This is a genomic window from Marinihelvus fidelis (assembly GCF_008725655.1).
Classification (GTDB): Bacteria; Pseudomonadota; Gammaproteobacteria; order Xanthomonadales; family SZUA-36; genus Marinihelvus; species Marinihelvus fidelis.
The window spans coordinates 369,190-385,832 of sequence record NZ_VYXP01000002.1 but is presented as its reverse complement, the minus strand read 5'-3'; the positions used below and the strand labels follow the sequence as shown (position 1 = coordinate 385,832).

General features: G+C 65.2%; 13 protein-coding genes. 9 read left to right on the top strand and 4 right to left on the bottom strand.

What is annotated here, in order from left to right:
- Positions 1-10 precede the first annotated feature (10 nt).
- Complete coding sequence (locus tag F3N42_RS03115; RefSeq protein ID WP_224784659.1) at positions 11-622, bottom strand: sigma-70 family RNA polymerase sigma factor; 612 nt, start codon at positions 620-622, stop codon at positions 11-13.
- Positions 623-787: 165 nt separating this feature from the next.
- On the opposite strand from F3N42_RS03115, the gene F3N42_RS03110 reads away from it, so the two are divergent.
- The 3 genes from F3N42_RS03110 to F3N42_RS03100 all read left to right on the top strand — a co-directional run bounded on the left by F3N42_RS03110 (position 788) and on the right by F3N42_RS03100 (position 2,399).
- Positions 788-1,360, top strand: a complete 573-nt coding sequence (locus F3N42_RS03110) for a bactofilin family protein (RefSeq protein WP_224784657.1) — start codon at positions 788-790, stop codon at positions 1,358-1,360.
- 73 nt (positions 1,361-1,433) lie between these two features.
- On the top strand, positions 1,434-2,066 hold the full coding sequence (locus F3N42_RS03105) for a hypothetical protein (RefSeq protein ID WP_150862912.1): 633 nt from the start codon (positions 1,434-1,436) through the stop codon (positions 2,064-2,066).
- A 123-nt stretch (positions 2,067-2,189) separates the two neighbouring features.
- Positions 2,190-2,399, top strand: coding sequence for a cold-shock protein (locus F3N42_RS03100; RefSeq protein WP_191621204.1), 210 nt, complete (start codon positions 2,190-2,192; stop codon positions 2,397-2,399).
- Positions 2,400-2,502: 103 nt separating this feature from the next.
- On the opposite strand, the gene F3N42_RS03095 is transcribed toward F3N42_RS03100, so the two are convergent.
- The gene (locus tag F3N42_RS03095; RefSeq protein ID WP_150862911.1) at positions 2,503-2,868 is read right to left on the bottom strand and encodes a zf-TFIIB domain-containing protein; all 366 of its coding nucleotides are present in this window, start codon (positions 2,866-2,868) and stop codon (positions 2,503-2,505) included.
- 383 nt (positions 2,869-3,251) lie between these two features.
- Here F3N42_RS03095 and F3N42_RS03090 point away from each other — a divergent pair, with 383 nt between their 5' ends.
- The 6 genes from F3N42_RS03090 to F3N42_RS03065 all read left to right on the top strand — a co-directional run bounded on the left by F3N42_RS03090 (position 3,252) and on the right by F3N42_RS03065 (position 12,190).
- Entirely contained in the window at positions 3,252-5,216 is a 1,965-nt protein-coding gene (locus tag F3N42_RS03090; protein ID WP_150862910.1) for an OPT family oligopeptide transporter, read from the top strand.
- On the top strand, positions 5,213-6,601 hold the full coding sequence (locus F3N42_RS03085) for a YfcC family protein (protein ID WP_224784656.1): 1,389 nt from the start codon (positions 5,213-5,215) through the stop codon (positions 6,599-6,601). The genes F3N42_RS03090 and F3N42_RS03085 overlap by 4 nt, the downstream gene beginning before the upstream one ends.
- Positions 6,602-6,605: 4 nt before the next feature.
- A complete protein-coding gene (hemH, locus tag F3N42_RS03080) occupies positions 6,606-7,664 on the top strand; it encodes a ferrochelatase (RefSeq protein ID WP_150862909.1) in 1,059 nt (352 codons plus the stop codon).
- Positions 7,661-8,716: a CNNM domain-containing protein gene (locus F3N42_RS03075; protein ID WP_150862908.1), complete on the top strand. Its 1,056-nt coding sequence runs from the start codon at positions 7,661-7,663 to the stop codon at positions 8,714-8,716. The genes hemH and F3N42_RS03075 overlap by 4 nt, the downstream gene beginning before the upstream one ends.
- 333 nt (positions 8,717-9,049) lie before the next feature.
- A complete protein-coding gene (gene msrP / locus F3N42_RS03070) occupies positions 9,050-10,015 on the top strand; it encodes a protein-methionine-sulfoxide reductase catalytic subunit MsrP (RefSeq protein WP_150862907.1) in 966 nt (321 codons plus the stop codon).
- A gap of 3 nt (positions 10,016-10,018) precedes the next feature.
- A complete protein-coding gene (locus tag F3N42_RS03065; protein WP_224784655.1) occupies positions 10,019-12,190 on the top strand; it encodes a PQQ-dependent sugar dehydrogenase in 2,172 nt (723 codons plus the stop codon).
- Between the two features lie 37 nt (positions 12,191-12,227).
- Here F3N42_RS03065 and F3N42_RS03060 read toward each other — a convergent pair whose 3' ends face one another.
- Entirely contained in the window at positions 12,228-15,212 is a 2,985-nt protein-coding gene (locus F3N42_RS03060) for a DUF748 domain-containing protein (protein WP_150862906.1), read from the bottom strand.
- A 92-nt stretch (positions 15,213-15,304) separates the two neighbouring features.
- The gene (locus tag F3N42_RS03055; RefSeq protein WP_191621203.1) at positions 15,305-16,642 is read right to left on the bottom strand and encodes an MATE family efflux transporter; all 1,338 of its coding nucleotides are present in this window, start codon (positions 16,640-16,642) and stop codon (positions 15,305-15,307) included.
- Position 16,643 lies beyond the last annotated feature (1 nt).

Below are 16,643 nucleotides of genomic sequence, written 5' to 3'. Positions count from 1 at the left end.
GGGGCGGGGCTCAGGACGCGTCGTCCGCGCTCAGCCACTCGTGCAGCAGCAACCGGGCGATGCGCCAGTCCCTGGCCACCGTGGGCACCGAGACGTCGAGCACCTCGGCGACCTCCTCCTGCGACATGCCGCCGAAGTAGCGCAGCACCACGACCTGCTCCTGCCTGGGGTTGGCCTCGCGCAACCGTTCCAGCGCCTCGTTCAGCGCCAGCACATCGGCCTCGTCGCTCTCGCCGGCAAAGTCGCCTTCCAGCAGGGTCACCCGGTTGACCGGGTCGAATCGCTTCTCGGCCTGTTTGCGGCGGGCATGGTCAATCAGCAGGTGACGCATGGCCTGGGCCGCGGCGGCGAGGAAATGGGAACGGTTGCGGAACGGTGAGTCCGCCGGGTTGCTCAGGCGCATGAACGCCTCGTTGACCAGCGCGGTGGGTTGCAGGGTGTGGCCGGCGCGCTGCGCGGCCATGTAGGCGCCGGCGGTTCGGTGCAGTTCGGCGTAGATCAGTGGTAGCAATTGTTCGAGCGCGGCTTCGTCGCCTTTGCTCCAACGATCAAGTAGCAGCGTGATCTCGCTGTCCGTCATGCGGAAATTGAAACGCCACTGGGGCTTGCCGGTTTCATCCACCCGGATTGTAATGGACGAACCGGGGATTGTCGCATCCTGGCGCAGTGGCACAGGGCGGCATGGCCTGGCAGGGCAGGGTTTTAGCCGCAATTTATTTTGCCGGTTTGGTGACATTTTGCTGCTAGACTTGGACGTCCCCTATGAACAAGTACCTGGAACTCATTCATGTTCGACAAGCGAAAAGACAGCAATGAGCAGGCCCCGAAGGCGCATTTCGACGCCGGCCTGAACGATGCCGCAGCGACTCGTGCGGCCAACCCCTCAAGCGGACGCAGCGCGGTGATCGGCCCGAAAATCCGGATCAATGGTGACGTCAGCGGTGAAGAGAACCTGCTGGTGGAAGGGCAGGTCGATGGCAAGGTCAGCCTTGGCCAGCACCGTCTCGATATCGGCACCACCGGCAAGGTCAACGCCGACATCGAGGCCCGCATCGTCAAGGTTGATGGCGAGGTCAATGGCGATATCAGCGGCTCCGAGAAGGTCATCATCTCCAGCAGCGGCAATGTTCGCGGCAACATCGTTGCACCGCGCATGAGCCTGGAAGATGGCGCCAAGTTCAAGGGCAGCATCGACATGGACCCGGGCAAGCCCGCCGCCCAGCCCGCCAAGCCTGCGGCAGAAGCGGCTTCCGCGAATGGCAGCCGGCCGGCGGACACGGCGAAATCGGCCAACGGCCAGGCACCCGTGCCTGGAAAAGACAAGTCGGCCCAGGAAGGCCTCTCCCTGAAAGCCGATTGAATCGGTTTCCAGGACGACGTACTGACCGTGGCCCCGGTCCCGGGGCCACGGCGTGTTTTCACGGAATCCACCTGTGAGTGAAGTCTTGAATCCAGCAGGCGGCGTCGCCGCTGCCGGCGGAACCCTGCCCAGGCAGCAGAGCCTGTTGTTTCCGGCGGTATTTGAAAAGCTGCGCAAGGGCGATCGTTTTAGCGTGCTGGACATCGGCCCAGCCACGCCGGAGACGCTGCGCTTCTACTCGGCCTATCGTTGCCACCTGCATTTCGCCAGCCTGTTCAGCGAGTCACTGGTGCGCGAAGGCGCCGGTGAAATGAGCCACGAAGAGACGGTAAAGTCGTTCTCGGACGCGCTGGCGATCAGTGACCCGGGCCGCAGGTTTGACCTGGTCATGTTCTGGGACTTTCCCAACTACCTGCCTGACACCGCGTTGCGGGCATTCAGCGATGCACTGTCGCCGTACCTGCACGAAAAGACGCTTGGCCATGGTTTCGCGGTGCGCGCGTCCGGCACCCGGCTGAGCAACCGCTGGTACGGCATCGACCAGCCACACCTGTTCACGGTGCGTCCGCCGCGCGACCCCCAGCCGAAGCTGTACCCGCATGCCCAGGCCATCCTCATCAACCTGCTGACCTGCTTCAGCGTCGAGCGCGGCATGCTGCTGCCGGACGGCCGCCTCGAGGTGGCCATGAACGCCAATATCGATTGAGAACGGGTCAGTTTGGGCCCCCTCCAGCGCCACGATTTTGTAATGGCACGGCCCATGGTGGCTGTGTATCATTCGCCTGTCCCGGCTGGGGCACCGTCAACTTAGCAGCTAGCGAGTCATGTGATGTCTGAAGTGATTACCGGTAAGGTCAAGTGGTTTAACGACGAGAAGGGCTTTGGGTTTATCGAGCGTGAAGGCCAGGACGATGTGTTCGTCCATTTCCGTTCCATCCAGTCTGAAGGCTTCAAGTCCCTGAAAGAGGGCCAGGAAGTGCAGTTCACCATCGGTGAAGGGCGCAAGGGCCCGCAGGCGGAGAACGTCGTTCCGCTGTAATCGGGTCATCAACCGGTCCGATAAAAAAACCCGGCGCTCGGTATCGAGGCCGGGTTTTTTAGTGGCCGGCTCCCGTGGTCGCCGGCGGGTGATTGGCTAAGTTTTAGCGCGCGCGCTTGAACCGGTCCCAGAAGGTTTTCTTGACCAGGTCGGTGAACTCGCCGGCATCCAGGAAGGTGCCGTGCCCGTCCGGGCAGGTCTCGTACATGATGTGCGGCTGGTCGGCGTCGAACTCTTCCTTCATCGCGACACCGCAGTGCGGGCAATTGATCTTGTCGATGCGGTTGTACTTCTTGCCTTCCGACGCGCTGCCGGTGTCAAGAATGTAATCGGCCATCCAGGTGTCTTTGCGCAGTCGCTCGAGTTCGCCGGTATCGAACCACAGGCCCTTGCAGTTGGTGCAGCGATCCACCCGGACCTCATCATAAATTGCGATTTCCATCTCGGCGGAACATTTCGGACAGATCATTATTTTTTGACTCCTCTGGGGGCTCCCCTGGGCGCACCGCACCGCGCGGCCGCCTGCCGTTCTGCATTCTAGGCTGGCGATCGATGGCCGTCAAAGGCCGGTGCCCTGTGCAAGTGGGCAGGTTGTGGTGCGGTGAATATGTTTATTTACTTTAATATTAAACAATAAGTTCTTGTAAACAGGAACTAACTGTCATATGCTCCTGCCACGTCTCGACGCGTTTGAACGACTGGCGCCCGACGCTGGCGGACATGGAGTCCGTTCACCAAAGGGAAGCGTTCGAGGCGATATTTCTGCCCGTGTGCCGGGTAGACTGTTGGGTTAAGGGGTGAGGGTAGGTTAGGCTTTGTACTGCCGCCATCATCACAACAGGATAACCGGCCATGGCGCAGGAACCCCGCAAGTTGCCCGAGAGCGCGCATCGAGAGTTGCGCGAGGGCGAAACCTACACCCCGTATGTCCCGGCGAACCAGTCGCCGGGTGAGTTCACGATCAAGGCGCTGCTGTTCGGCATCCTTTTCGGCGTGCTGTTCGGCGCCGCGAATGCCTACCTGGGCCTTCGCGCCGGCCTGACCATCAGTACTTCGATCCCTGTCGCGGTCATGACCGTCGCGGCCTTTCAAGCCCTGCGCCGTTTTGGCGGCCAGGCCAGCATACTCGAGGCCAACCTGTCACAGACCGTGGGTTCGGCGTCCAGTTCGGTGGCCAGCGGGGTGATCTTCACGTTGCCGGCGCTGTTCCTGTGGGGGCTGTCCCCGTCGCTACTGCAGATGACGCTGCTGGCGATGGCCGGTGGCCTGCTCGGCATCCTGTTCATGATTCCGTTGCGGCGTTTCCTGATCCAGCGCGAGCATGGCCGGCTGCCCTACCCGGAAGGCACGGCCTGCGCCCATGTGCTGGTGGCCAACGAATCCGGCGGACATCACGCGCGCAACGTGTTTATCGGCCTGGGCGCCGGCGCGGCATGGAAGGCCCTGACCAGCTGGCTCAAGGTGTTGCCGGCCGAGGCGCACCTGAAACTGCCGTTCCTGAAGAAGGGCGAACTGGGCATGGACCTGTCACCGGCGTTGTTCGGCGTCGGCTACATCCTGGGGCCTCGCATCGCCACCGTCATGGTGGGCGGCGGGCTGCTGTCCTCGCTGGTGCTGATTCCCGGCATCGCCATCTGGGGCGAGGGGCGGCCGCCCATGTACCCGGAACTGGTCATGACCATCAGTGAGATGTCGGCGAGCCAGATCTGGACCCGTTACGTGCGCTATATCGGCGCCGGCGCGGTGGCCGCGGCGGGTATCATCACGCTGGTGCGCAGCCTGCCGGTGATGATCGAGTCATTCCGCATTGGCGCCGGTGAGCTGCGTAACCGTGTCGGCGACGAAGACGGCGCCGAGGACCTGCCGCGCACGGCCAGGGAACTGCCGCTGAAGGCGGTGGGCATCGGTGTGGTGTTGATCGGCGCGGTGCTGGCTTTCGTGCCCGCGCCGTTTGGTGCGCTGGACAGCGGCCTGGAGCGCGGGGTCGCGGCGATCTGCGTGATCGTTTTCGCCTTCTTCTTTGTCACCGTGGCCTCGCGCATCGTCGGCCTGGTGGGTGTGACCAGCAACCCCACCAGCGGCATGACCATCGCCGCTCTGCTGGGCACGTCGGGCATTTTCCTGCTGATGGGCTGGACCGATATGACCGGCAAGGCCGCGGCCCTGACCGTCGGCTGCGTGGTTGCGATTGCGGCGAGTATCGCCGGCGACACCTCCCAGGACCTGAAGACCGGCTACCTGCTGGGCGCCACGCCGCGAAACCAGCAGATCGGTGAACTGGTGGGCGTGCTGACTTCCGCAACTTTCGTATGCCTGTCCGTGTTACTGCTGGCGGAAACCTTCGGTTTCGGCAGCGAGGAGTTGCCCGCGCCGCAGGCAACGCTGATGAAGCTGGTCATCGACGGCGTGCTGGAACAGAACCTGCCGTGGGGCCTGGTGGCCATCGGCGCCGGTATCGCCATCATCGCCGAGCTGTGCCGTATTCCCTCGCTGCCGTTCGCGGTGGGCGTGTACCTGCCGGTGTCGACGATGACGCCGATCTTCCTGGGCGGCATGCTGAAGCTGTGGCTGGAAAAGAAGGCCGCCAGCGAGGAAGAGGCCGCCGGGCGACGTGACCGCGGCGTGCTGCTGGGCTCGGGTTTCGTGGGTGGTGAAGGCTTGTTGGGCGTGGCGATTGCCGGCGTGGCGTTCTGGCAGGGTGCAAGACCGGCCGGTATCGGTACAGGCTGGCTGGGGCCGGACTGGCTGGTCAACCTGGCCGGCTTCATCTTCTTCATGGTCTTCGCGGCCTGGTTCGTGAAGAGGGCGCGCGGTTGAGCGCCCGGCCCATCGGCATGAAGGTGCCGCACACGCTGGTACTGCTGTACGGGATGATCGTGCTGGCGTGGCTCGCGACGCTTGTGTTGCCGGCCGGTGTGTTCGAGACGGTGACCAACGATCATGGCCGCGAAGTGGTCGTGCCCGGCACGTTCACGACACTGGCGGACGCCAGCGCGCCGTCGTTCTGGTCGCTGTTCACGGTGATTCCGCGTGGCCTGGCCGCGGCGCAGGGCATCATTTTCTTCGTCTTCATCATCGGCGGTGCGCTGGGGGTGATCCGGGCCACCGGGGCGCTGGATGCGGCGATGTCGCGGCTGCTGGAGCGATTCGGTGGCCAGACCGCACTGCTGATCGCGATGGGCATGCTGGCCTTCGGTGCCGGCTCGTCAACCATCGGCATGGCCGAGGAATACATCGCCCTGATCGCCATCCTGATTACGCTGTGCCGGGCCATGCGCATGGATACCGTGGCGGCCCTGGGCATCATGACCGCGGGCTACGCGGTCGGCTTCGGTACCGCCGTCATCAACCCGTTCACGGTGCTGGTGGCGCAGGAAGTGGCCGGCCTGCCGCCGACCTCCGGCTGGGGCTACCGGCTGGTGCTGTTCTTCCCGTTCCTGGCCATCGGTTTTGTCTACGTGTTGCGCTACGCGCGCAAGGTCCAGGCCGACCCGACGGCTTCGCTGGTGTACGACATTCCCGAAGCGCAGCCGCCGGAGTCACCGGAATCGACCGCGCTGACCGGCCGTCACTGGGCTGTGCTGGGCCTGATCCTGGCGACGCTGGTGGCCCTGGTCTGGGGCATCAAGTGGCAGGGCTGGTACCTGGTGGAGCTGGGCGCGATCTTCATCGGCCTGGCGCTGGTCGCGGGCCTGGTCTGTGGGCTGGGTCTCGATGACATGGCGCGCCGGTTTGTCGACGGCGCCGCCGAGTTGACCGGTACCGCGCTGCTGATCGGCTTCGCCCGCGCCATCGAGCTGATGCTCAGCGACGGCCAGGTGCTGTACACCATCGTCAACGCGCTGGCGGTGCCGCTGGAGGCCGTGGGTGGTGAGCTGTCCGCCGTGGGTATGCTGCTGATCCAGAGCGCGCTGAACTTCTTTATCCCGTCGGGCTCCGGCCAGGCCTACGTAACCATGCCGCTGATGGCGCCGATCGCCGACCTGGTGGGCGTGACCCGGCAGGTGGCCGTGCTGGCCTACCAGATGGGCGACGGTTTCATGAACATCATTGTGCCCACCAATGCGGTGCTGATGGGCATGCTGGGCCTGTGTGGCATTCCCTACGGGCGCTGGTTCCGCTTTGTCTGGCCGTTGGTGGCGATGTACGTGGCTGCCGGTGCCGTGGCGATTGTGATCGCGGTCCAGTTCGGCTATTCATAGGCGCATGAGCGATCAACCACGCCCCACGGGGCATCCCGACATTCGTCATGGCAAGGTCGGTGTGCTGCTGGTCAACCTGGGCACGCCCGACGGTTGCGACACGGCCAGCGTGCGCCGCTACCTGCGCGAGTTCCTCAGCGATCCCAGGGTCGTCGAACGGCCGCGCTGGCTCTGGTACCCGGTGCTCTACGGCATCATCCTGACGTTCCGGCCGAAGCGCTCGGCCGAAGCCTACGCCAAGGTTTGGGACCGTGAGCGCGATGAATCACCGCTGCGCACCTACAGCCGTGACCAGGCAGCGCGCCTGGGCGAACGGCTGGCGGGCCTGGATGAGGTCGAGGTCGACTGGGCCATGCGCTATGGCAACCCGGCCATCGAGGCGCGGCTACTGGTCCTGCGCGAAAAGGGCTGTGATCGTGTCGTGGTGGTGCCCCTGTACCCGCAGTACAGCGCGACGACCACGGCCAGCGTCTGTGACGAGGTGTTCCGGGTACTTTCGGCGATGCGCTGGATGCCCGCCGTGCGCGTGGCGCCGCCCTGGCACGATGCGCCGGTCTATATCGACGCGCTGGCGCGCTCGCTGGAGGCGGGCCTGGCGGCGCTGGACTTCGAACCGCAAAAGGTGGTGGCGTCGTACCATGGCATTCCGAAACGCTACTTCGATGCCGGCGACCCCTATTACTGTCACTGCATGAAGACTTCGCGCCTGCTGGAGGCGCGCCTGGGCTGGCCCGGGGGGCGGCTGGTGACCGCGTTCCAGTCAACGTTCGGCCCGGAAGAATGGCTGACGCCTGCGACGGACGAGACCGTCAAGGGCTGGGCGGCCAATGGGACTGACAGGGTCGCGATCTTCAACCCGGGCTTCGTCGCTGATTGCATCGAGACGCTGGAAGAAATCGATATCGCCCTGCGCGAGGACTTCTTCGCGGCGGGCGGCAGGGCCTTCGCCCACGTGCCGTGCCTGAACGCCAGTGATGAGGGCATGGATGTCATCGAGACCATCGTCCGCCGCGAGCTTTGCGGCTGGACGCACACGGACGCTTCGCACACACTCTCATCATGACCTTACTGATTATTTACGTCCTGGTTGCGCTGGGCTTTTCCTTCATGTGCTCCATCGCCGAGGCGGTGATGCTGAGCGTTACGCCGGCCTATGTCGCGCTGAAGCTGGAAGAGGGCAGTACCGCCGGCGCCATACTGGCCAGGATGAGCGAGAAAATCGGCCAGCCGCTGGCGGCCATCCTGACGCTCAATACTATCGCCCATACCGCCGGTGCTGCCGGTGCCGGTGCGCAGGCCACCAAGGTGTTCGGCAGCGCCTACCTGGGCATTTTTTCCGCGGTGCTGACGCTATTGATCCTGGTGTTCTCCGAGATCATCCCGAAGACGCTCGGCGCTCATTACTGGCGCCAGCTGGCGCCGGCCACGGCCTATGTTCTGCGCGTGCTGGTGTGGGTGCTGTATCCGTTCGTGAAGCTGTCCGAGTGGCTGACCGGCGGCATGACCGAGGGGCCGACGCTTAGTGGCTTCAGCCGCCAGGAGTTTGCCGCCATGGTCGAGCTCAGCGCCGAGCAAGGCGAGCTGGGCCGGCGCGAATCCGAAGTGGTCAAGAACCTGCTGGCGCTGCGCATGACCCCGGTCGAGGCGGCCATGACGCCACGTACCGTGGTGTTCCTGTTACCGGATTCCACCACTGTGGAGGAGTTTTTCCACCGCTACGAGCAGGAGCCATTCTCGCGCATTCCCATCTTCAACGAGGACCAGGACAACGTCACCGGGTTTGTGCTGCGTTCGGACCTGTTGCTCGCGCAGGCGCGCGGCAACGCGCACAAGAAGCTGGCCCGTTATCGCCGAGACATGCCGTCCATCCCCGAGAACATCACCCTGGCCCGGGCGTTTAACGTCTGCCAGCGTGAGCGCGCGCATATGCTGCTGGTGGTGGATGAGTACGGCGACATGCAGGGCCTGCTGACGCTGGAAGACATCATCGAGACGCTGCTGGGCCTGGAAATCGTTGACGAGACCGACGACAGCGTCGACATGCAGGCGCTGGCGCGCCGCAAGTGGCGCCGCCGCGCACGTGACATGGGCCTGGATATCGACGAGACGAGCTGATCTCTTACGGCCTTTTCAGTCTTTTTCCCAATTCATCCTTCGTAGCCCCGATATAAGCTGATCCTGCCGCTCCCCCGACTGGCACGACGGACGATGGGGGGCGTATGAACACCAGGGCAGCTCTGGCGGTGTGGTGGACCCGGCGACATGTTCGCAGGCACCGGGCGGCCCGCCGTCGCCGGCCTGCACGGGTCTTGCCGGCCCGCCGCCTGCGTCGCTGGCGGCGCCTGGAGAAGGTCCGCCGCCCCTGGGGCTGGTAGCGGGCGTAATATAATGGGGTGAAACCCGGTCTGTGTATCCGTAACCCAGATGCCGACCCGGCCAGGAGCCCCAATGCTGATTCGCAAGCCCGCCGACATACCCTCCAGCGAGATCACCCCGGAAGCCGTCTGGCACGACCGCCGCCGCTGGCTCAAGCGGGCCGGGCTGGCCACGGCCGGCCTGGCGTTGCCCGGTGCGGCGGTCGGGCAGATGCTGGCGCCAAGCGGGCAGACCCCGCCACTGGAGGGCATTGCGACGACGCCCTGGGGCGATGGCCTGCAGGCTAATAGCTGGCAGGACATTACCACCTACAACAACTTCTACGAGTTTGGCACCGGAAAGGCAGATCCGGCCGAACGATCCGGTGACTTCGAGCCCCGACCCTGGACGGTTCGGGTGGACGGGCGCTGCGGCAAGCCGGGTGATTACCATTTCGAAGACCTGTTCGGCGCGCAGCAACTGGAAGAGCGGATCTATCGACTGCGTTGCGTCGAGGCGTGGTCGATGGTGGTTCCCTGGGTGGGTGTGCCATTGTCGCGCCTGCTGGAGCGTTTCGAACCCGACGCCGATGCCCGCTTTGTGCGTTTCAAGACGGTCATGCGGCGCGAGCAGATGCCTGGCCTGCGCCGTCCAATTCTCGACTGGCCTTACCAGGAAGGCCTGACCATGGCAGAAGCCATGCACCCGCTGACCTTAATGGCCATCGGTGTCTATGGGCGCGAACTGCCCAACCAGAATGGCGCGCCCATGCGACTGGTCGTGCCCTGGAAGTATGGCTTCAAGAGCATCAAGTCCATCAATGCCATCGAGTTCACGAGCCGGCAGCCGAAGACCAGTTGGTCACAATCGGCGCCGCGCGAGTATGGCTTCTATGCCAACGTCAACCCCGAGGTCGATCACCCACGCTGGAGCCAGGCATCGGAGCGACCCATTGGGGCGGGGCTGTTCGCCTCGCGCCAACCCACGCTGATGTTCAACGGTTACGCCGAGCAGGTCGCGGATCTGTACTCGGGCCTGGACCTGCGACGAAACTACTGAAGCATGCGACCCGGCACACAAGGCTGGTTCAACCTGACCAAACCGCTGCTTTTCGTGGTCTGCGCCTGGCCCCTGGTGCGCCTTGCATTGGGCGCGTTTTCGTTGCTGGGCGTGCGCCTGGGCGCTAACCCTGTGGAAGCCATTCTCGACAGCTGCGGCATCTGGGCCTTGCGCTTTTTGCTGATCACCCTGGCCGTCTCCCCGGCATCCCGGTTCACCGGCTGGCGCTGGCTGGTTCGTTACCGGCGCATGCTTGGCCTGTTCGCCTTCGCCTACGCGCTGACGCATTTCATGGTCTATGCCGTGCTGGACCAGGGCCTGGCCGTGCACCGTATCGTCGAGGACGTGGTTGAACGACCCTACATCACCATCGGCCTGACGGCCCTGTTGCTGCTGGTGCCGCTGGCGGTGACCAGCACCCGGGGGTGGATGCGCCGGCTGGGCCGGCGCTGGCAGTCACTGCACCGGCTGGTCTACGCGGTGGCCGTCCTGGCCGTCTGGCATTTCTACTGGCAGGTGAAGCTGGACACGCTGGAGCCACTGATTTACGCCGCCATCCTGGCGGTATTGCTGGGCGAGCGCCTGTGGCGCCGGGCACAGCGGCTGAAGCGGCGCGCCGCCATCCTGGCAGCGGCACTGGTGCTGCCAACGGGTGCCGTGCTGGCGCAGGACCTGGTGTTGACGCCCTTCAGCGATCATGACCGGGTCACCGATATCCGCCATGCCGGTGATGGCAGTGGCCGGCTGTATATCGTCCAGCAGAACGGCCGGGTGGAAACGCTAGATGCCGAAGGGCAACCCCTGGGCCGGTTGCTCGACCTGTCCGACCGGATCAGCGGTGGCAACGAACAGGGCCTGTTGAGCCTGGCGTTTGCGCCGGACTTCGGCGTATCGGGCTTGGCCTATGCCTGGTACACCGATGTGGATGGCACCGCGGTCCTGTCGCGCCTGCGCCGGGATGCCAGTGACCCGGGGCAGCTGGATCCGGCGAGCGAAACCGTCCTGCTGTCGGTTCCCCAGCCATTCAGGAATCACAATGGCGGCCGCCTGCAGTTTGGGCCCGATGGGTACCTGTACCTGAGCATTGGTGATGGCGGCAGTGGCGGTGACCCGATGGGGCACGGCCAGAATTCCGGAACCCTGCTGGGCAGCGTCATTCGCATCGATGTCGACCCTGCCAGCGAGTCATTCACGATTCCAGGCGACAACCCGTTTGTCGGCCAGGCCGGCGCCGATGAAATCTGGGCGACCGGGCTGCGTAATCCGTGGCGCATGAGCTTCGATACGTTGACCGGCGAGCTCTACATCGCCGATGTTGGCCAGGGCGCGCGCGAGGAGATCAATGTTCAGCCGGCGACCGGGGCGGCAGGCAGGAACTACGGCTGGAACACCATGGAAGGGTCGACCTGTTTCAACGCCGACAGCTGCGACACGACCGGACTGGTGCTACCGGACTGGGAGTATGACCATGGCCTGGGCTGCTCGGTAACGGGCGGCGAAGTCTACAGGGGCAACGTCTATCCCGCGCTGCAGGGCGTCTACCTTTACGCGGACTTTTGTTCCGGCACCGTCTGGGGGCTGGATCGCGTGGACGGCGCGTGGCGCAACCGCGTCATGGCGCAGACCGGCATGAACATCACCACCTTCGGCCAGGCCGAGGATGGCCGCCTGCTGCTCGCCGCCGTCGGTGAGGGAGTGTTCGCGATCAGCGATGGTGAACCGGTCGATGAGCCGCCCTTCAGGATCAATGCCGGGCTTAACGACGCATGGTTCGACCCGGCCACGCCCGGGCAGGGCATCCTGGTGGCCGTTTACCCCTCTGTCGAGCAGGTTTTCCTGGCCTGGTTCACCTTCGATGCCGAGCGACCGCCTGAACAGACCGAGAACGGGATTGGCGATGCGGGGCACCGGTGGTTGACGGCATTCGGGTCATTTGACGGCACGGCAGCTGAGCTGGAGATCACACTGACCCGCGGCGGGCGGCTGAACCAGGCTACCCCAGTGCCGGAGTGGCTGGCGGCGGGGACAGGACGGCTGGTTTTTTCAGGTTGTGACGCGGCATCGCTGACCTGGTCGCTCCCTGAAGCCGGGCTTTCCGGGCAGATCACGCTGCGCCGTGTGACCCGGGAAAACGTGCCGTTGTGCGAAACCCTTTCCGCCGTTGACGCCGACTGAGCGCGTTGGTCGCGTGTAGTCCATTTGCCGGGGTCGGTCAGTCTTCCCCGGCCTCCACGCTCAGCTCCAGCGGAACCTCGTTACCATCGCTGGCCTCGGTCGCCTCGACGGCGGCCGTGGCAACGGTCAGTCCGGCTTCGGGGTGGGCATCCTGCAGGGCCGTAATGACGGCGGCGGCGCGCGCCTCGGCCAGCGACTGCAGGTCGGCCGGGGTCACCGTTTGCGCGTCCACCAGGCGTTTGTCCAGGCCGGCGACGTAGGCCGGTTCATCCAGGACGGGCGCGCCGGCATCGGCGGCATCACCCGTTGCCGCGGGTGGCGGGCCGGTGAATTCGGCCTGGACCGCTTCCAGCGGCTGGCCGGGAAACGTTTCCGTGAACAGGGCTTCGAGTGTCCGGCGCTGGCGGGTGGTGGACAGTTCATCGGCGTCACCCGGGTGATCGGCCTGCCAGGCATCGATGCGGGCATCCAGGAACTGGCGCTGCAGGGCCGGGCGGTCCACCGCGTCGGCGTGTACACCGCCCACGGACAGGGCCAGCTCTGGGCGTTGCAGCATGGCATCACCCAGCTTGACCATTTTTTCGCGGTCGGGCGGCGAAAGCTCTGATTGCCCCGGCGTGAAGTGAAGGGTGCCGAAATCTTCGTCCTCGATGCCGACCAGGGCGCCCAGCAGCCGGAACGGCGCGGTCACCGCGCGCGTGATCAGGTTGCCGATGGCGCGCCAGACAACGCCCGCGATGCGAAACTGCGGGTCGTCCAGGTCGCCTTCAACCGGCACGTCGACGTCGATCACGCCCTCGGTGTCTTTCAACAGCGCGATGGCCAGGCCCAGCGGCAGGCTGCCGCCATCCTCGGTCTCGACTTTCTCGCCCAGCTCGATTTCCCGGATCACGATGTTGTTGTCGCCGTTCATGCGGCGCTGGTCCAGGCGGTACTGCAGGTCCATATCCAGGCGACCACCGTCGATGGCATAACCGGCGAACTGGATTGTGTAGGGGGTCAGGCGCGCCATCTCCAGGTTGCGGAAGGTCATGGCGATATCGGTGTTGCGGGTCGGGTCCCAGGCATCGATGGTGCCGCCAATGCGCGCCTCGCCGTACTCGTTGACCTGGCCTTTAAGGTCGACATTGGCGGGTTCGACCGAGACCGTGGACAGCGTGGAAATATCGCCATCCAGGCTGCGTATCGCGGCCTGGAACGGCAACGGCAGTGAAAAATCGGAGAAGTCCAGGCTGGCGTCGTCCAGCCGGATGCCGCCGACAGTGATCGCCAGTGGTGCGGCACTGGCGGGTGCTTCGTCCGACCCGGTGTCAGGTTCACCGGGTGGCGCGATGGGCTCGACCAGCAAGTCGCTGATATTGGTGCTGCGGTCTTCGGCGACATGAACACGGCCATAGAGACGGTCGAACAGCACCTCGGACGTCTGCAACTGCTGCGCCGCCATATCCAGCTCGAAGCGGTCAAGCGTCATCGCCGACCAGCCCAGCAGGCGTTCTTCCTGGTGCGTGTCGACAACTTCAAGCTGCTCGACGCGCAAGGCGCCGGCCAGGTCCAGCAACTGGTCCGGGTTGTGCGTCAAGTCGGCCTGCATATCGACCGTGCCCGACTGCATTTCAATTCGGAGCATGGGCTCGATATAGGGCTGCACGACCGGCAGGGCGACCGCCTGCAGCTCAAGCCGGCCCGTGGTCAGCAGCGCCGGCAGCAGCGTGAGCTCACCGTTGTAGGCGACCCGCCCACCAGATGACAGCGACGTAGCCAGTTCAACCGGCATCGAGGTGCCGGGCCGGCTGTCGAGGCCGGTCAGTCGCAGGTCGAGTTCGACCAGGTCCACTGATACCGGTGGCGACATGGACTGGTCGGTGGCATGGATCAGCGCACCGGGTACCCGGACCTCGGCGACGGTGATCTGCCACGGCGTATCGTCCTCGTCATCCCAGTCCGGCGTGTCGGTGGCGGTGTCCGACCCGGGGACCAGGTCCACCAGGTTAATGCTGCCGTCCGGGCGCAGCTCGGCGGTGATCTCCATGCCCTCCACGGCGACTCTTTCGACATCAATGGTGGCGTCCGGGAGCAGCGCGTGGCCGTTGACGATCCCCAGGCGTGAAGCCGCAAACACCGAGGCATTTCCGCCGTCCGGTGTCACCCGGATGTCGTCCACCGTGCCGGACAGGGCGCTGACTTCCAGCTGCAGGGCCTCGGACTGAAGGTCAAAGGTATAGTCGAGGCCGATTTCGATGTCGCCGACCTCGGTGCTGAACGGCAGGAAATGGTCGGTGTAGCGCAGCGCGTCCTCGATGCCATGGCCGACCAGGGCCAGGCGGCCGCTTGAGCGTAGCGGCACGATGCTCAGGTCGCCCTGCCACTCTACGCGGTTTCGGTCGCCAAAGCGGACCGTGACGGCGTGGTGCCCTTCGTTGTCGGGCAGGGTACGGATGTCGAAGACGTCAACCGAGATCGGCCCGATGTCGGTGGCGAAATCGCCGGCGCTGCGGTCAACCAGGTGAACACGCCCGTCTGCGAGAACGAAATGGCCGACGATGACCCGCGGCGGCGCACTTTCCTCGCCGGGCTCTTCCACCTCGTCGCCCGCCAGGTCCGCGAGCATCCGCGTGAAGCGCGTATCGAGCCGGCCAAAGCGTTCCTCGGTAAGGTGTGGGGACTCGATCCGGACATCCCTGAAGGTCGCGGCCCAGTGGAACAGGGAACTGAGCTGGAAGTTGGCGAACAGACGCCCCAGGGAGACGATCTCGAGCCCGTCGGTATCGTTAATCCGTAGGCCTTCGACATCCATGCTGAGCACATAGGGGTTGGCGCGAATGCGCTCGACGCTGGCCTCGCGGCCGGTGTCCGCCAGGGTGTTGACGAGCTGCCGCTCAACCAGCCAGGGCACACCAAAAAACCCGAACAGCGTGTAGACGATGATCGCGGCCAGCGCCCAGGTGCGTTTGCGCCGCCAATGCAGCCAGTGCCGGGCCAGCGTGTTGAAACGGTTCTCGGTCTCGATTCCGGTGTCAGCCACGTTCCCCCCCAGGGACGTTTTCAGGGCGTGGTCTCCAGTATAGGAAAATTACTGGCCGGGGTGGTCGCCGTTTTGTGCCTCGATGACGTGGATCAGTCCAGCCTGGCCAGCAGGCGCGGATACCAGGCGGCCTGGGCCAGGCCACGCGCGGCCATGAACACAAGCACGGCGCCCCAGAGCCCGACCAGCCCCCAGGCCGCGGTCATCGGACCCAGTACGGCCAGGTAGATGGCGAAGGCGACGGCCATGGTCGCCATCATCGCGGCACCGGCAGTGGCGCCGATAAAGACGCCATCGAAATGAAAGCATGCGACCGCGACGATGGGTAGGGCGATCACCATGGGCATGATGCGGGCTACCAGCGTGCGCACGGTCTCCAGGTTCGTCAGCGTGGCGGTAATGGCATCACCGAATAGCCAGAACAGGGCGGCATAGGCCAAGCTGGCCACCACCGCCCAGAGGCCGGCCAGCCAGACCCAGCGCCGGAACGCCTGGCGGCTGCGTTCGCCCCAGGCCGCGCCGGCCAGGGCCTCGGCCGCGTGGGCGAAACCGTCCAGGCCCAGGGCGACCAGCATCATGTACTGGTTGACCACGTGGCTGGCGGCCATGCCGACATCGTCGAAGCCAGCGGACTCGCGCATGATCATCGCCAGCGCCGTCATCAACAGGATGGTGCGGATAAAGATAAAGCCGTTCAGCGCGACCAGCGAGCGGAAGCGGTCCAGTGTCCACGTGGCGCGCTCGAACAGGGCCCGGGCCAGGCGGCCAAGCCCCGGGTTGCTGGTCAACAGCCACAGGCCCACCACCACCGACCCCCATTGTGCCAGCAGGGTGCCCCAGGCCACGCCCGGTACGCCCATGTCCAGCACCACCACGAACAGCAGGTTCAGCGCGCCGTTGCCCAGGTTCAGCGCCAGTTGCAGCACCAGCACGGCCACGGTCCGGCCCTGGCCGAACAGCGCGCCGGTAACGGCGTAGACCAGCAGGGCGGCGGGCGCGGCCCAGATGCGGATGTCAAAGTACTCGGCCGTGATGGCGGCGACATCGCCGGGTGGCGCCATCACTTGCAGCGACAGCGCCAGGATGGGCCCCTGGAAGACCAACAGGGCGAGCCCCAGCAGCAGCGCCAGCACCGCGGAGCGCACCAGTACACGCGCGACAGCATCGGCATCATCGCGGCCATGCGCCTGCGCGACCATGCCGGTGGTGCCCATGCGCAGGAAGCCGAACGCCCAGAGGATGTAATTGAAGATGACGCCGCCCAGGCCCACTGCGGCCAGGTGCACGGCCCCCGGCAGGTGGCCCACGGCCCAGGTGTCGACCAGGCCCACCAGCGGCGCGGACGAGTTGGCAAGAATGGCGGGGAAGGCGATGGCCAGCACGCGGCGGTGGCCGTCACGGTCACGGAGCCAGGTCGCCGGGCCGCTCACT